Annotated in this window: 11 protein-coding genes; 10 read left to right on the forward strand and 1 reads right to left on the reverse strand. The window is 67.0% G+C overall.

What is annotated here, in order from left to right:
• Positions 1-4: 4 nt before the first annotated feature.
• The 4 genes from ACFW6D_RS21675 to ACFW6D_RS21690 all read left to right on the forward strand — a co-directional run bounded on the left by ACFW6D_RS21675 (position 5) and on the right by ACFW6D_RS21690 (position 6,506).
• On the forward strand, positions 5-1,912 hold the full coding sequence (locus ACFW6D_RS21675; protein ID WP_379330772.1) for a dynamin family protein: 1,908 nt from the start codon (positions 5-7) through the stop codon (positions 1,910-1,912).
• A 90-nt stretch (positions 1,913-2,002) separates the two neighbouring features.
• The gene (locus ACFW6D_RS21680; RefSeq protein WP_379330774.1) at positions 2,003-3,589 is read left to right on the forward strand and encodes a dynamin family protein; all 1,587 of its coding nucleotides are present in this window, start codon (positions 2,003-2,005) and stop codon (positions 3,587-3,589) included.
• A 175-nt stretch (positions 3,590-3,764) separates the two neighbouring features.
• Positions 3,765-4,739 (forward strand): IniB N-terminal domain-containing protein, encoded by a 975-nt coding sequence (locus tag ACFW6D_RS21685; protein ID WP_379330776.1) that lies wholly within the window; start codon positions 3,765-3,767, stop codon positions 4,737-4,739.
• Positions 4,740-4,745: 6 nt separating this feature from the next.
• Entirely contained in the window at positions 4,746-6,506 is a 1,761-nt protein-coding gene (locus ACFW6D_RS21690; RefSeq protein ID WP_379330778.1) for a dynamin family protein, read from the forward strand.
• Between the two features lie 33 nt (positions 6,507-6,539).
• Here ACFW6D_RS21690 and ACFW6D_RS21695 read toward each other — a convergent pair whose 3' ends face one another.
• Entirely contained in the window at positions 6,540-8,228 is a 1,689-nt protein-coding gene (locus ACFW6D_RS21695) for an MFS transporter (RefSeq protein WP_379330780.1), read from the reverse strand.
• Between the two features lie 80 nt (positions 8,229-8,308).
• Here ACFW6D_RS21695 and ACFW6D_RS21700 point away from each other — a divergent pair, with 80 nt between their 5' ends.
• The 6 genes from ACFW6D_RS21700 to ACFW6D_RS21725 all read left to right on the forward strand — a co-directional run bounded on the left by ACFW6D_RS21700 (position 8,309) and on the right by ACFW6D_RS21725 (position 14,846).
• On the forward strand, positions 8,309-8,773 hold the full coding sequence (locus ACFW6D_RS21700) for a MarR family winged helix-turn-helix transcriptional regulator (RefSeq protein ID WP_379330782.1): 465 nt from the start codon (positions 8,309-8,311) through the stop codon (positions 8,771-8,773).
• Positions 8,774-9,025: 252 nt separating this feature from the next.
• Entirely contained in the window at positions 9,026-10,891 is a 1,866-nt protein-coding gene (dnaK, locus tag ACFW6D_RS21705) for a molecular chaperone DnaK (protein ID WP_379232576.1), read from the forward strand.
• The gene (grpE, locus tag ACFW6D_RS21710) at positions 10,888-11,439 is read left to right on the forward strand and encodes a nucleotide exchange factor GrpE (RefSeq protein ID WP_379330784.1); all 552 of its coding nucleotides are present in this window, start codon (positions 10,888-10,890) and stop codon (positions 11,437-11,439) included. The genes dnaK and grpE overlap by 4 nt, the downstream gene beginning before the upstream one ends.
• Positions 11,440-11,463: 24 nt before the next feature.
• Complete coding sequence (dnaJ, locus tag ACFW6D_RS21715) at positions 11,464-12,660, forward strand: molecular chaperone DnaJ (RefSeq protein WP_379330786.1); 1,197 nt, start codon at positions 11,464-11,466, stop codon at positions 12,658-12,660.
• On the forward strand, positions 12,660-13,061 hold the full coding sequence (locus ACFW6D_RS21720; protein ID WP_379330788.1) for a heat shock protein transcriptional repressor HspR: 402 nt from the start codon (positions 12,660-12,662) through the stop codon (positions 13,059-13,061). Before dnaJ ends, ACFW6D_RS21720 begins: the two co-directional genes overlap by 1 nt.
• Positions 13,062-13,676: 615 nt before the next feature.
• Entirely contained in the window at positions 13,677-14,846 is a 1,170-nt protein-coding gene (locus ACFW6D_RS21725) for an FAD-binding oxidoreductase (protein ID WP_379330790.1), read from the forward strand.
• Positions 14,847-14,882: the final 36 nt, after the last annotated feature.

The following is a 14,882-nucleotide window of genomic DNA, read 5'->3' on the forward strand; positions in this document are numbered from 1 at the left end:
AACGATGACATCTCCAGCGAAGACGACACCGTCGGCAGCGGGCACCCCGCTGCTGACGGTGCTCGGTGACACGATCGAGGCGGCGCGCGCCGCCGACCGTGACGACCTGGTCGTCCGGTTGGAGGCGGTCGCGCAGCGTGTCAACGATCCGCGCAGGCGAATCGTGGTGACCGGTCAACTCGAGCAGGGCAAGAGCCGTTTCGTGAATGCCCTGCTCGGCCTGGATGTCTGCCGGGTCGGCGACGACCTCACGACAACGATCCCGCTGCAGCTCGAATACGGCGCCGTCCCGCACGCCGAGCTGGTTCTCACCGCGGCGGGCGCGAACGAGATGCGGGTGGAGGTGCCGTTCGAGGAGATCGGCACGATCGATGCCCGCAGCCCGTACGCGCAGGGCCGCCAGATCGCCCGGATCGAGGCGGCGGTCCCGAATCAGCTGCTCAGCGAGGGCATCGTGCTGCTGGACACCCCCGGTGTGGGTGGTCACGGCAGCGCCTATTCGGCCGCGGTGCTCGGCATGGTGCCCGCCGCCGACGCAGTGCTGGTGCTCTCCGACGCCTCGACCGAGCTGACCGAGCCGGAGCTGTCGTTTCTGCGTCAGGTGCGCGAGTTGTGCCCGACGGTCGCGGTCCTGATCACGAAGATCGACATGTATCCGCATTGGCGTCAGGTCGCCGAGGCCGACCGCGCACATATCGCTCGCGCCGGCCTCGATGTGCCGATGATCCCGGTCTCGTCGTTGCTGCGCGCCCATGCCCTGCGCCTGAACAATCCTCAGCTGGGCCGTGAATCCGGTTTCGGTGCCCTGTTCGGTTTCCTGAAGGAACAGGTCGTGGCCCGTGACCAGGTGTCGGCGCGCGAGGCGGTCGCCCGCGAACTGCACTCGGCCGCCGAGCACCTCGCGTTGGTGCTCGGCAGCGAACTGGTGGCCCTGAGCGATCCGCAACGCTCCGACGCGGCGATCAGGGAGCTCACCGCCGCCCGCACCGCCGCCGAGGACCTGCGCCGCAACTCGGGCTACTGGCAGCAGACACTGTCGGACGGCATCACCGATCTGATGAGCGATATCGACCACGACCTGCGCGAACGTTTGCGCGCCGTTGCCCATACCGCCGAGGACTGGATCGACGAGCACGATCCGAGCAGGCACTGGCAGGCCATCGCCGAGTGGCTCACCGGCACGGTCGACACCGCCCTCGGCGACAACCTCCTGTGGACGCACACCAGAGCCGAAACCCTGGCCGAACGGGTCGCCGAGCATTTCGGCAAGGCCAGCGCCGTCGACCTTCCCGATGTCGACAACGCGATGGACTCCGAAGGCAAGGGCGCCGCGGCGGGCACCCTCGGCGGGTTGGAGCCCGATATCAGCATGACCAGCAAGGTCCTGGTCGGTCTTCGCGGTTCCTACGGCGGTGTCCTGATGGTCGGGCTCGCCTCCACCCTCGCCGGTCTGGCCCTGTTGAATCCGCTCTCGATCGGCGCGGGCGTGCTCGTGGGCGGTAAGGCCTACAAGGACGACAAGCAGCAGCGTCTGGCGCGTAAACGCATCGAGGCGAAGGCCGCGGTGCGCCGCTTCGTCGACGACGTCGCCTTCCAGGCGGGCAAGGAGACCAAGGACCGCATGCACCGCATCCACCGGGCCCTGCGCGACCACTACACCGGCGTCGCCGACCGCACCCTGCGCTCGATCGATGCCTCGCTGCGCGCTGCCCAGGATGCCGCCAACAGCGCGGTGGCCGACCGTTCCGATCGCCGCGGCGAGCTCGAACACCAGTTGGTCCGGGTCGCCGAACTGCGTCGCTACGCCGACGGAATGCTCGAACTCGGCGGTCCGGGCCGTCAGCGTTCGTATGCCCCGCCCTCGGCGGGCGTGCGTCCGGTCTCGGTCGACGACGCGCACAAGGTCAAGTGAGCTGCGGACTCCTCGCCGGATCCGCCCGAAGGTGTGTTTAAGTGAATAGATGAAGTCGGCCGCGTGGACTCGGGAAACAGCCGAGAACTTATGAGGCATCACGCGGACACCCCTGTCTCGGGAAGCGGTGCCCACGCCGCTCGCCCGAACGAGGCGGCGCGGACCGCATCGGCTCCGGCGACCGACAGCCTGAGCGAGGCGCAGCAGCTGGTGGCAGCGGCGGCCCGCGCACTCGGCCACGACCCACTGGCCCGAAGCTTGCTGTCCGATTGCGCCGACCGATTGCGCCAGCCCCTGCGCGTTGCGCTGGCGGGCTCGATCAAGGCGGGCAAGTCGACCCTGCTCAACGCCCTGGTCGGCCAGAGCATCGCCCCCACCGACGCCACCGAATGCACCCGCGTCGTCACCTGGTATCGCACCGGCGCCACCCCGATGGTCACCGCGTACGCCGCGACGGGCGCGTCGGCGAACGTGGTGGTCCGTCGCGGCGCGGGCGCCCACGGACTCACTTTCGAAATGAACAGCCTGCGCTGGAACCCCGCGGGCGAGCACACCGTGGACCACCTCGAAGTCCGCTGGCCCACCGCCGAACTCTCGCGTACCACCATTATCGACACCCCCGGTACCTCTTCCCTTTCGCGTGATGTTTCCGAGCGCACGATGCGCTTGCTGACTCCCGCCGACGTGGACGCCGACGCGGGGACGATCCCCGGCGCGGACGCCGTCGTTTACCTCCTTCGTCGTCTCGATGCCGCCGACGTGCATTTCCTCGAACAGCTCGGCGCGGGCGGTCAGGCCGGTCACCTCGGCGTGGTCGGGGTCGTCTCCCGCGCCGACGAGATCAGCGCGGGCCGTATCGACGCCCTCGAGTCCGCCCGCGATGTCGCTGCCCGGTTCGCCACCGAGCTCGAACGAACCGGCCTGTGCCAGGCCGTGATCCCCGTTGCCGGCCTGCTCGCTTTCGCCGCGGCCACCCTCACCCAGCCCGAATTCGCCGCGTTCGCCGCGCTGGCCGCCCTGCCTCCCGAAACCCTCGAGCTGGCGATGCTCTCGGCCGACCGCTTCTCCCGCCCCGACGTCGATCTGCCGGTTTCCCCGCTGACGCGCGCCCAACTCCTCGACCGTTTCGGCATGTTCGGCGTGCGCATGGCCACCGAGCTGGTCCGCACCGGCGTCCGCGACGCTGCCACCCTGTCCGCCGAGCTGACCGCCCGCAGCGGCATCGACGACCTGCGTACCGTCCTCGACGTCCAATTCGGCCAGCGCGCAGACCAACTCAAGGCTCACTCCGCCCTCACCACCCTCGACCGGGTCATCACTGCCCACCCCGGCACCGCGGCCGACCAACTGCTCCCGCGGATCCGCACCCTCCTCGCCGACGTCCACGGCTTCGCCGAATTACGCCTGCTCGGCCGTCTGCGCACCGACGATCTCCCGCTCCCACCCGACGATCGCGCCGAACTCTTCCGCCTGATCGGCGGTGCGGGCGTCGCCCCCCATGTGCGTCTCGGTCTCCCCGCGGACACCGACCCCGAAACCCTGCGCACCCACGCGATCGCCGCGGCCCACAAGTGGCACACCCGATCCCGCCACCCCCTCATCGACAAGGCCACCGCGACCGCCTGTCTGACCGCGGTGCGCAGCGCCGAGGGAGCACTCACCCAGCTATCGGGCTGACAGCTCCCGTTACCCTTTCGATCCTCACTCGATCTTGTTCGGACATGTGCGTAACGAATGCGTCCCGATTCCGGAATAGCTTTCCGAAGACTCGCACGGCCAAGCGTGAAAACTCACCCACCGACAGACGAGCACGGATCCGGCGCACACCCGCGATCCGAAGGAGCCGAGCCCCATGACCCCCTCGACGATCCTCGACTTCATCCTCGATCTGCTGCGCGATCCCCAAGCCGCAGCAAACTATTGCGCCAACCCCATCCAAGCTCTCTGCACCGCCGAACTGTCGGCAACTCCCGCCGAAATCAGCGCCGCCGCTCCCACCATCGCGGCCACCCTGCGCCCCGACCCCAACAGCCCCCTGCACGCGATCGTGGCTGCGGGCACAGCCTCCACCGCTGCCGCGTCGACGACCGTAACCGCCGCCGCCGCAACAACCTCCGACGCAGGCCTCGAAACTTCTCTCGGCCTCACCGCCGACATCGCCACCGATCTCGGTGCCGCGGTGACCACTGCCACCGGCCTCACGACCTACCTCAGCAGCGCGTCGAACATGAGTATGAACGTGGGCACTGACATATTCGCGACACCGAACCCCGCCACCGAGATTTCCGGTGCATTCGCCGCCCAGATCGGCGCCGCCGCAGATGCCGGCGCCGCCGCGACGACGTCCCTCCCCGATGTCGACCTAGGCGCCCAGATCGCCGCGGGCCTCACCGCAGGCTCCGGCGCCGCCCTCGGCACAGCCCTGGAAGCGGCCCCGACCACCGGCCTCGAAACATCCCTGAACACCGCCTTCGCCACCACCGATTTCGCCACCTCGGTCGTCGGCGCGGTGGAAGCGTCCACCGCACTCACCGCCGAATCCACCCTGACGAGCGCGACAGATATCAGCGGCGCCGCGCAATCGTCACTGACCGCGACCACCGACACGGGAGCGTCCCTCGAGGCCACCGCCGCCCTCGACACGGCCGCGGGAGCCGCAACCTCCGCCACCGCCACCGCCACCGCCACCGCCGACACCTGGTCCACCGTCGACGTGGACAGCGTCTTCGGCCCCGCCCTGCACGACTCCCCCCTCACGAGCAACGCCGGCCTGTTCGCCGAATCCCCCGCACCAACCTTCGAAACCCCCGACGAACTCTTCCACTAGAAGCCCATGGACCCCCTCCTGTCCCTGCTCGCCGACACCATCACCGCCGCCCGCGCGTCAGCCCGCGACGACCTGGTGGCCCGCCTCGAATCGGCGGCCACCCGCTTGCACGATCCACGCAGACGAATAGTCGTCGCGGGCCACCCCGCCCAGGGCAAGAGCCGTTTCGTCAACGCCCTGCTGAACCAGGAAATCTGCCCCGTCGGCGAAGAGAAGACCACCACGATCCCCCTACAGCTCGCCTACGCCCCACACCCGCGAGCCGAATTGGTCATGGCGACAACGACTTCCGAGGAAACCCGCGTCGAGTTCCCGATCGCCGACCTACCGTCGGTCGATGCCCGCACCGCCACGGGCCACACGATCACCCGCATCGACCTGCACCTCCCGAATGACCTCCTCGCCGACGGCATAGTCATCATCGACACCCCCGGCATCGGCGCCGGCGGAACGACGGGTTCGGTCGCCGTCCTGGAAATGCTCGCCACCGCCGACGCCGTCCTGATGATCACCGACGCCTCGACAGAACTCACCGCCCCGGAACTGTCCTTCCTCCGCCAGGCGCACGAATTCTGCCCGGCCACAGCCGTTCTGACGACAAAGACCGACCTGTACCCACACTGGCGACAGGTCGTCGAAGCCAACCGCGACCACCTCCGAACAGCCCACCTCGACCTCCCCCTACTCCCGGTCTCCGCCCTGCTACGCACCCACGCCCTGCGCCTACAGGACGCGCAACTAGGCACCGAATCCGGTTACGGCGACCTCTATCAGTTCCTCCGCGCGGTAGCCGCCAGTGACGAAACTGCATCGAGAAGGTCCGTAGAACGCGAAATCGCGGCTGCCGCAGAACATCTCACCCTCACGCTGGCCAGCGAACTGACCGCCCTACGCGACCCCACCGCCACCATCACCCAACTGGAAGCGGCGAAAACCAAAGCCCAACAACTACAAAGAAGAACCGCAGCCTGGCAGCAAACCCTCACCGACGGCATCACCGACCTGGCAAGCGACGTAGACCACGACCTCCGCGAACGCCTGCGCACCACCAGCCGCACCGGCGAGGACTGGATCGACGACCACGACCCCGGCCGCCACTGGCAAGCCATCACCGAATGGCTCACCGGCACAGTGGATACCGCCCTCGGCGACAACCTCCTCTGGTCGCGTACCAGAGCCGAAGCCCTCGCCGAACGCGTAGCCGAACACTTCCACGAACTCGGCGCGGTCGAGCTCCCCACCGGCTTCGTCCAGCTCGAAAACACCCACCAGTCAGGCACTCTGGCCGACCTCGAACCCGATATCGGCATCCTCTCGAAGGTCCTGGTAGGCATGCGCGGCTCCTACGGCGGCGTCCTGATGGTCGGTCTCGCAACCACATTCGCGGGCCTGGCCATGCTGAACCCGATCTCGATCGGCGCGGGCGTGCTGGTCGGCGGCAAGGCCTACCGCGACGACAAACAAGCCCGCCTCGCCCGCCGCCGCGCCGAAGCGAAGAACGCCGTCCGCCGCTTCCTCGACGACATCGCCTTCCACGCCGCCAAAGACACCAAGGACCGCACCCACCACATCCACCGCACCCTCCGCGACCACTACGCGGGCATCGCCGAGCGCAGCCTCCGCTCCATCGACGAATCCCTCACCGCCGCGCAACAATCTGCCGGCATCCAAGCCGCCGACCGAGACCGCCGCACCGCCACCTTGGAACATCAACTGGCAACGCTGCGGCACAGAACGGCCCAACTCCACGCACCGACGAACGCATAGGGGCGCACGGCAACCCGCGCGCCCCCAGCAGTTTCATACCGTGACGGTTTCCGGCTCATCATCGAGCACCCGCTGCTCCAACTTGGCATCCTTCGGCAGAGCGAAGAATCCGAGGCACACCAGCAGCAGCATCCCGATGCCGTAGAACAGCGTGTGCCGGAAGCTCTCCGCGAAGTTCACGGCATTCGCCTCCGCACCAGCCTCGCCGAGCACCCGCGAAACAGCTTCGCCACCAATACTATTCGGCTCACAACTAGCAGGCACCACCGTCGGATCATCCTCCGCCGACCGATCGTGCACACACGCCGCGAACCCGGCCACGATCTGATCCTGCACCCCCACCGGCACCCCCTCGACGGCCAATTCCGCCCGAATCTGCGGCGTCACCGACTCCACCCCACGATCCGAATCCCGGTCCAGCGCACTGAAGAACAGCACCCCGACCAGCGCCACCCCAAGCGCCGTCCCCAACTGCTGCCCCGTATTGAGCAACCCCGACGCCGACCCGGCCTCACGCACCGGCACCTGCCCGAGTAACAGATCGAGCGTCGGCGCCACCACCATCCCGAACCCCGCCCCGGTGATCACCAACGGCAAAGCCATCTGCCACGAAGTGAACTCACTCCCGTACCGCACCCCCATCGCCCCGTACAGCGCGAACCCCGCCGCATTCACCAGCGCCCCGATCATCAACACCCGCCGCCCATACCGCGCGGCCAGCACCCCGACCGAAAGCCCCGCTCCCACACCGGCACCCACCGCGAACAACGCCGAGGTGAGCCCCGCCCGCAGCGGCGACCACCCGAGCCCGCCCTGCATGAACAACGTCCACACCAGGAAGAACCCACCCATCGCGATCCAGAACAGCAGCCAAGCCCCCAGCCCGATCGCGAACGGCCGCGACCGGAACAGTCCGAGGTCGACCAGCGGCGACCGCCCGGCCCGAGTCAGCGCGCGCTCGTAGAACAGGAACGCCGCGAACACCGCGACAGCCGCACCCATCATCACGAAAGTCCAAGCGGGCCAATCGAGTCGACGCCCCTCTGTCAGCGGATATACCAGCAGCAGCACCGAGGAAACCGCCAGCACCATCCCGACCGGATCCAACCGCGGCGGCGTCGCCGACTTCGAATCGCTCATCACAAACCACGCCGCGACGAACCCCGCGATCCCGACCGGAATGTTCACCAAAAAGATTGTCCGCCAACCCAGCCCGAACAGATCGGCCTGTACCAGCACGCCACCGAGCGCCAACCCCACCGCCGAAGCCGACCCGCCGACACCGCTGTACACGGCAATCGCCTTGGCCCGCTCCTCCTTCGGGAACGTCGTCTGAATGATCGCCAGAATCTGCGGCACCATCAACGCCCCCATCGCACCCTGCGCGAAACGGGACCCGATGAGCATGGTCGGATCGGTAGCCAGCCCACACGCCGCCGAGGCGAGCGTGAAACCGGCCATGCCGGTGAGGAATACGCGTTTGCGGCCGTAGATGTCGCCGAGCCGCCCGCCGGTGATCAACACCGCGGCGAAGGCGAGCACGTACGCGGCGATGATCCATTCGAGCTGCGAGTACTCGGCCTGCAGGTCGCCCTGGATGCTGGGCACCGCCACATTGACGATGGTCACGTCGAGCAGGTCCATGAAGCCGGCGGCCAGCACCACTGCGAAGGCGATCCAGCGCCGGGGATCGGGAGGTGGGGGAGTGGAAGAGGTTGTCATCCTTCAAACTATGCACCTCAAGTGATTATCAATCAATAGGGCAATCATGAACGGTGCATTAATCGGCGTATCGTAGGGGCGTGACCGACCCGACGCAGCTGTCGACCCACGCCGGATTCCTCCTCGGCCAACTGGGCTTCCACTCCGCCTACCGCTTCAGCGACCTCCTCGCGCCCCTCGGCATCAAGCCCCGCCACTTCGGCATGCTGAAACTCCTGAAGGCCCACGACGGCCGCACCCAGCAGGAGCTCGGCGAGGCTCTCGATATCCACCGCAACGTCATGGTCGGCCTGGTAGACGACCTGGAGAAGCGCAACCTCGTCGAACGCCGCCGCCATCCCGTCGACCGCCGAGCCCACGCCCTCCATCTGCTCCCGGCCGCGCACACCCTCCTGGCCGAGGCCGAAGAACGAGTCGCCGAACTCGACGCCGAAGTCCTGGCACCCCTCACTCCCGAGGATCGCGTCGTCTTTCTCGACCTCCTGCGCAGAACCGCCGAAGGCAACGGTCTGCGCCCCGGCATCCACCCCGGTCTCACCCGCTGAGGAAGGTCTCCAGACCGTCACGATCGCGCATCAGGGGCTGCAGTTGAGCGCACTCGTGGCAAGAATGGCCGGGGGTCGGAAAAAAGTTTTCACGGCGGTGGGAATGAATCGCCGCAGCTACTGGTTGTGCCAATCAACAACATGAGTGACATCGACTCAACTTCAGGTTGACTCGCGGCGGGCCCGTAGGCAAGATTGAGCCCACTACGCTCAGCGTTGCTGAAACCGAACGTCAAACAGGAGGAAACCACTATGGCTCGTGCGGTCGGAATCGACCTCGGGACCACGAACTCCGTCGTCGCCGTGCTCGAAGGCGGCGAGCCGGTCGTCGTCGCGAACTCGGAAGGCTCGCGCACCACCCCCTCGATCGTCGCCTTCGCGAAGAACGGCGAGGTTCTCGTCGGTCAGCCCGCGAAGAACCAGGCGGTCACCAACGTCGACCGCACCATCCGCTCGGTCAAGCGCCACATCGGCACCGACTGGAACGTCGAGATCGACGACAAGAAGTACACGCCGCAGGAGATCTCCGCGCGCACGCTGATGAAGCTGAAGCGCGATGCCGAGGCCTACCTGGGCGAGGAGATCACCGACGCCGTGATCACCGTCCCGGCCTACTTCGAAGACGCGCAGCGTCAGGCCACCAAGGAAGCCGGCCAGATCGCCGGTCTGAACGTGCTGCGCATCGTCAACGAGCCCACCGCGGCCGCGCTGGCGTACGGCCTGGACAAGGGCGACAAAGAGCAGACCATCCTGGTCTTCGACCTCGGCGGCGGCACCTTCGACGTCTCGCTGCTGGAAATCGGCGAGGGCGTCGTCGAGGTCCGCGCGACCTCCGGCGACAACCACCTCGGTGGCGACGACTGGGACGAGCGCATCGTGTCCTGGCTGGTCGACAAGTTCAAGGCGTCCTCTGGCATCGACCTGACCAAGGACAAGATGGCCATGCAGCGTCTGCGCGAGGCCGCCGAGAAGGCGAAGATCGAACTGTCCTCGAGCCAGTCGACCTCGATCAACCTGCCCTACATCACCGTCGACGCGGACAAGAACCCGCTGTTCCTCGACGAGCAGCTCACCCGCTCGGAGTTCCAGAAGATCACCTCCGATCTGCTGGACCGCACCCGCGCGCCGTTCCAGTCCGTGATCAAGGACTCGGGCCTGAACGTGGCCGACATCGACCACGTCGTGCTCGTCGGTGGCTCCACCCGTATGCCCGCCGTCTCGGACCTGGTCAAGGAACTGACCGGCGGCCGTGAGCCCAACAAGGGCGTGAACCCGGACGAGGTCGTCGCCGTCGGCGCCGCGCTGCAGGCCGGTGTCCTCAAGGGCGAGGTCAAGGACGTGCTGCTCCTCGACGTCACCCCGCTGAGCCTCGGCATCGAGACCAAGGGTGGCGTGATGACCAAGCTCATCGAGCGCAACACCACCATCCCCACCAAGCGCTCGGAAACCTTCACCACCGCTGACGACAACCAGCCTTCGGTGCAGATCCAGGTGTTCCAGGGTGAGCGCGAGATCGCCTCGCACAACAAGCTGCTCGGCTCCTTCGAGCTCACCGGCCTGCCGCCCGCCCCGCGTGGCGTGCCGCAGATCGAGGTCACCTTCGACATCGACGCCAACGGCATCGTGCACGTCACCGCGAAGGACAAGGGCACCGGCAAGGAAAACAAGATCAAGATCCAGGACGGCTCCGGTCTGTCCAAGGAAGAGATCGACCGCATGGTCGCCGACGCCGAGGCGCACGCCGCCGACGACAAGGCGCGTCGCGAGGAGGCCGAGACCCGCAACCAGGCCGAGTCGCTGGTGCACCAGACCGAGAAGTTCATCAACGAGCAGAAGCTGAGCGAGGGCGGCGCGCAGGTGTCGGCCGATCAGCTGGCGAAGGTGGAGACCGCGGTCGCCGAGGCCAAGGCTGCCCTGGACGGCACCGATATCGCCGCGGTGAAGTCGGCCGTGGAGAAGCTGGCCACCGAGTCGCAGGCCCTCGGCCAGGCGATCTACGAGGCCACCGCCGCCGCCGACGCGCAGTCGGGCAACGGCGCGGGCCCGAGCCAGGCCGATGACGATCAGGTCGTCGACGCGGAGGTCGTGGACGAGCCGGTCGACACGGACAAGAAGTGACCGAGGCGAACTCCTCGGAGCAGGAGTTGGTCGAAGACATTCTGGAAGACGCAGCGGACGAGGCGGCGGAGGCAGACTCCGCCGTCGAGGCCGAGGTCGTCGAGCCGGAGCACGACGAGCTGGCCGAGCGTACGGCCGACCTGCAGCGGTTGACCGCGGAATACGCGAACTACCGCCGCCGGGTCGAGCGTGACCGGCAGGCCAACATCGATGCCGCCAAGGCGTCGGTGGTCACCGAATTGCTCGCGGTGCTGGATGATCTGGATCGGGCGAGGGCGCACGGCGACCTCGAGTCCGGCCCGTTGAAGTCCGTCGCCGACAAGCTCGAGACCGCGCTCACCAAGCAGGGTCTCGTCGAATTCGGTTCCACCGGTGACCCGTTCGATCCCACGCTGCACGAGGCAGTGCAGCACGAGGGTTCGGGCGCCGATCCGGTGATCGGCATCGTCATGCGCAAGGGCTATCGGTTCGGCGATCGGGTGCTTCGGCACGCGTTGGTCGGGGTAACTGACCCGGAGGCATCGGACGCAGATGCCGACGCCAACTAGTTATCGGAAAGGAGGAGATGCCCGGTGAGCCAACGGGAGTGGATCGAAAAGGACTTCTACAAGGAGCTGGGTGTCTCCTCCGGCGCCTCGCAGGACGAGATCAAGAAGGCCTACCGCAAGCTCGCCCGCGACCTGCATCCGGATTCCAACCCGGGTGATACCAAGGCCGAGGAGCGGTTCAAGACCGTGAGCGAAGCCAATGCGGTGCTGTCGGATCCGGCCAAGCGCAAGGAGTACGACGAGACGCGCCGCATGTTCGCGGGCGGCGGCGGTGGCGGACGGGCCTACGGCGGCGGCGGGTTCAATCCCGGTGCCGGCGGCGGTTTTTCGCAGGACTTCAACATCGGTGACATCTTCGGTCAGGCCGGTGGTACCGGTGCCGCGGGCGACGGCGGGCTCGGCGATCTGCTGGGCGGGCTGTTCAACCGTGGTGGCGGCGGTGGCCGGGCGGCGGCGCGTCCGCGTCGGGGTTCGGATGTGGAGACCGAGACCACGCTGGGTTTCCGCGAGGCGGCCCAGGGTGTCACCGTTCCGCTGCGGATGACCAGTCCGTCGCCGTGCACCACCTGCCACGGCAGTGGCGCCAAGCCGGGCACCAGTCCGCGCGTGTGTCCGCACTGCAACGGTGCGGGCGTGGTCAGCCGTAATCAGGGCGCGTTCGGTTTCAGCGAGCCCTGCGACGACTGCCGCGGTACCGGGTCGATCATCGACGACCCGTGTACCGATTGCGCGGGCAGCGGCATCCAGAACCGCACCCGCACCATCACGGTCCGGATCCCACCGGGTGTCAGTGACGGTCAGAAGATCCGGCTGGCCGGTCAGGGCGAGGCGGGTCTGCGCGGTGCGCCTTCGGGCGATCTGTATGTCACCGTGCACGTCAGCCAGGACAAGGTCTTCGGCCGTCAGGGCGACGATCTCACCCTGGTGCTGCCGGTGAGCTACAGCGAATTGGTGCTGGGGACAACGGTTTCGGTACCCACGCTGGACGGCCGGGTCGGTGTGAAGGTGCCCCCTGGCACCGCCGACGGGCGTATCCTGCGGGTCCGGGGTCGTGGCGTGCCCAAGCGCGGGGCGGCGGGCGGCGCCGGTGATCTGCTGGTCACGGTGAAGGTCGCGGTGCCCCAATCGCTGGACTCCGATGCCACCGATGCGCTCAAGCGCTATCAGGAGGCGGAGAAGACCAGTGGTTTCGAACCGCGGGCAGGATGGGCGGGTGCTTGATGTCCGATAACCCGGATTCCGTTTCGGGTGCAACCTCGCGTGCCGAGTTCTTCATGATCTCGGTGGCGGCTCAGCTGGCGGGGATGCACGCGCAAACGCTGCGTACCTACGACCGGCTGGGTTTGGTCACCCCGCAACGGACCTCGGGTGGCGGACGCCGTTATTCGGCCCGCGACGTCGAGGTGCTGCGCGAGGTGCAGCGCCTGTCGCAGGACGAGGGCGTCAATCTCGCGGGCATCAAGCGCATCATCGAGCTCACCAACCAGGTGGAGGCGTTGCAGCAGCGCGTCGAGGAGATGAGTGCGGAGATCGAGCGGTTGCGGACGGGCTACCGGCCCGATCTGTCGCCGCCGGCCCGCAGTACCGCGCTCGTGGTGTGGCAGCCACGGCATCGACGCTGAGCCTTTTCGTTTCGACGAGCCTCCGGTTCGATATCCGCTGCGGTGGATTTCGGGCCGGAGGTTCGTTCGTCTCCGGTCAACCCCCGGCGATCGGCTGGTGATCCTCCAGCAACTCACTTATTCGCGATCTTGCTGATCGTAAGTAGCGTGGCGACGCGCTGAGGTGCGGATTTATCACCGTGGACGTCCAAAAGTTTGCTGGCCGATCGCTGGATTCCGGCCAGGGGGAAGGCATTCCGACGGTGCATACCAGCCACTCCAGTGTGCACACCCCGCGTGTCGTGGCCCGGCGCGCCGGATCGCGACTCTCGGCCGCTGTAGCGGAAAGGTCGCCCTACCAGGCACGTTGGTACCCAATTGCCTGAAATGCCGGGTACTTTGAGGATTCGTGAGCAAGTGTTCACCCGTGATTAACGGGCTAAAAGTATGTTTTCATGGGAAACTACTAGGTACCGCCTGGTATTTCGAGAATTACATGCGTGATGTTTAAGAGTACGATTCCTAAGCTGGCAAACCTCGCCTAGACTTCTCGCATCGGCTGCTGACGAGTGTCCTCCCAGCCCGTCACTCGCCGGCGCGGCTAGCGTTCGATGGCGAAACGAGGTTGTGACACATATGGATTCGCGGACTGTCGCTTTGATCCGTACTACGTTCAAGGCGGTTGCTGCGGAAGAAGGTGGCACCGAGCAGCTGTCGAGGTCGTTCTACTCGATCCTCTTCACGGACTACCCCGGTGTCCGTGACTACTTCCCGGCTGCCATGGATTCCCAGCGTGACCGGCTCGTGCAGGCGATCTCCTACACCCTCGACCGTCTCGAGGAGCCCGACAAGCTGCTGCCGTTCCTGGCCCAGCTCGGGCGCGACCATCGCAAGTACGGTGTGCAACCGGCGCACTATGTGGCCGTGGCCAATTCGCTGAAGAAGGCCATCCGGGTGTTCGCGGGCAACGAGATGTGGACCGACGAGGTGGCCAACGCCTGGGACGAGGGTCTGGCCACCATCAGCGGCGCGATGATCGCCGCCGCCGACAAGGAGACCACCCCCGCCGCCTGGACCGCCACGGTCGTCGAACATCGCGAGGTACTGCGCAACCTGTCGATCGTGCGCGTGCAGCTCGATCAGCCGATGCAGTACGCGGCCGGTCAGTACCTCAGCGTGGAGATCCCGTCGCGGCCGCGGATGTGGCGCTACCTCTCACCCGCGAACCCGTCCAATGTCAACGGCGAGATCGAGTTCCACGTGCGCGGCGTGCTCGGCGGCTGGGTGAGCCCCGCCATGGTCGCCCACACCGCCGTCGGCGATCAGTGGCGCCTCGGTTCCCCGCTGGGCGGCCTCGGCGTGCCCCGCAACACCAAACGCAAGATGCTGATGGTCGGCTGCGGCACCGGCATCGCCCCCCTGCGCGCCCAGGTGATGGCGATGGCCCAGCGCCGCGTGAACCCGAAGGTCCACCTCTTCGTCGGCGGCCACCACCCCTGCGACCTCTACGACCTCCAGGTCCTGAGCCAACTCGCCATCGCCAACAAATGGCTCACCGTCACCCCCGTCACCGAGAGCGACGAAAACCCCTGGTGGTACTACGATTCCGGCGAACCCCACCCCGACCTCCCCGGCCTCGAACCCCGCATGACCGGCCAAATCGGCAAGGTAGTAGCCAGCTACGGCCCCTGGTCCGATCGCGACGTCCAAATCGTAGGCTCCCCCTCCATGGTCCAAACCACCAAGTTCCGCCTCATGGCAGCCGGAACCCAAGCCCAATCAATCCGCCACGACCCCTTGTTCTGATTCGGAGTGGATCATCTCCGCCCAGAATCACCGCCG

It is taken from the genome of Nocardia sp. NPDC058705, assembly GCF_042749305.1.
GTDB lineage: Bacteria > Actinomycetota > Actinomycetes > Mycobacteriales > Mycobacteriaceae > Nocardia.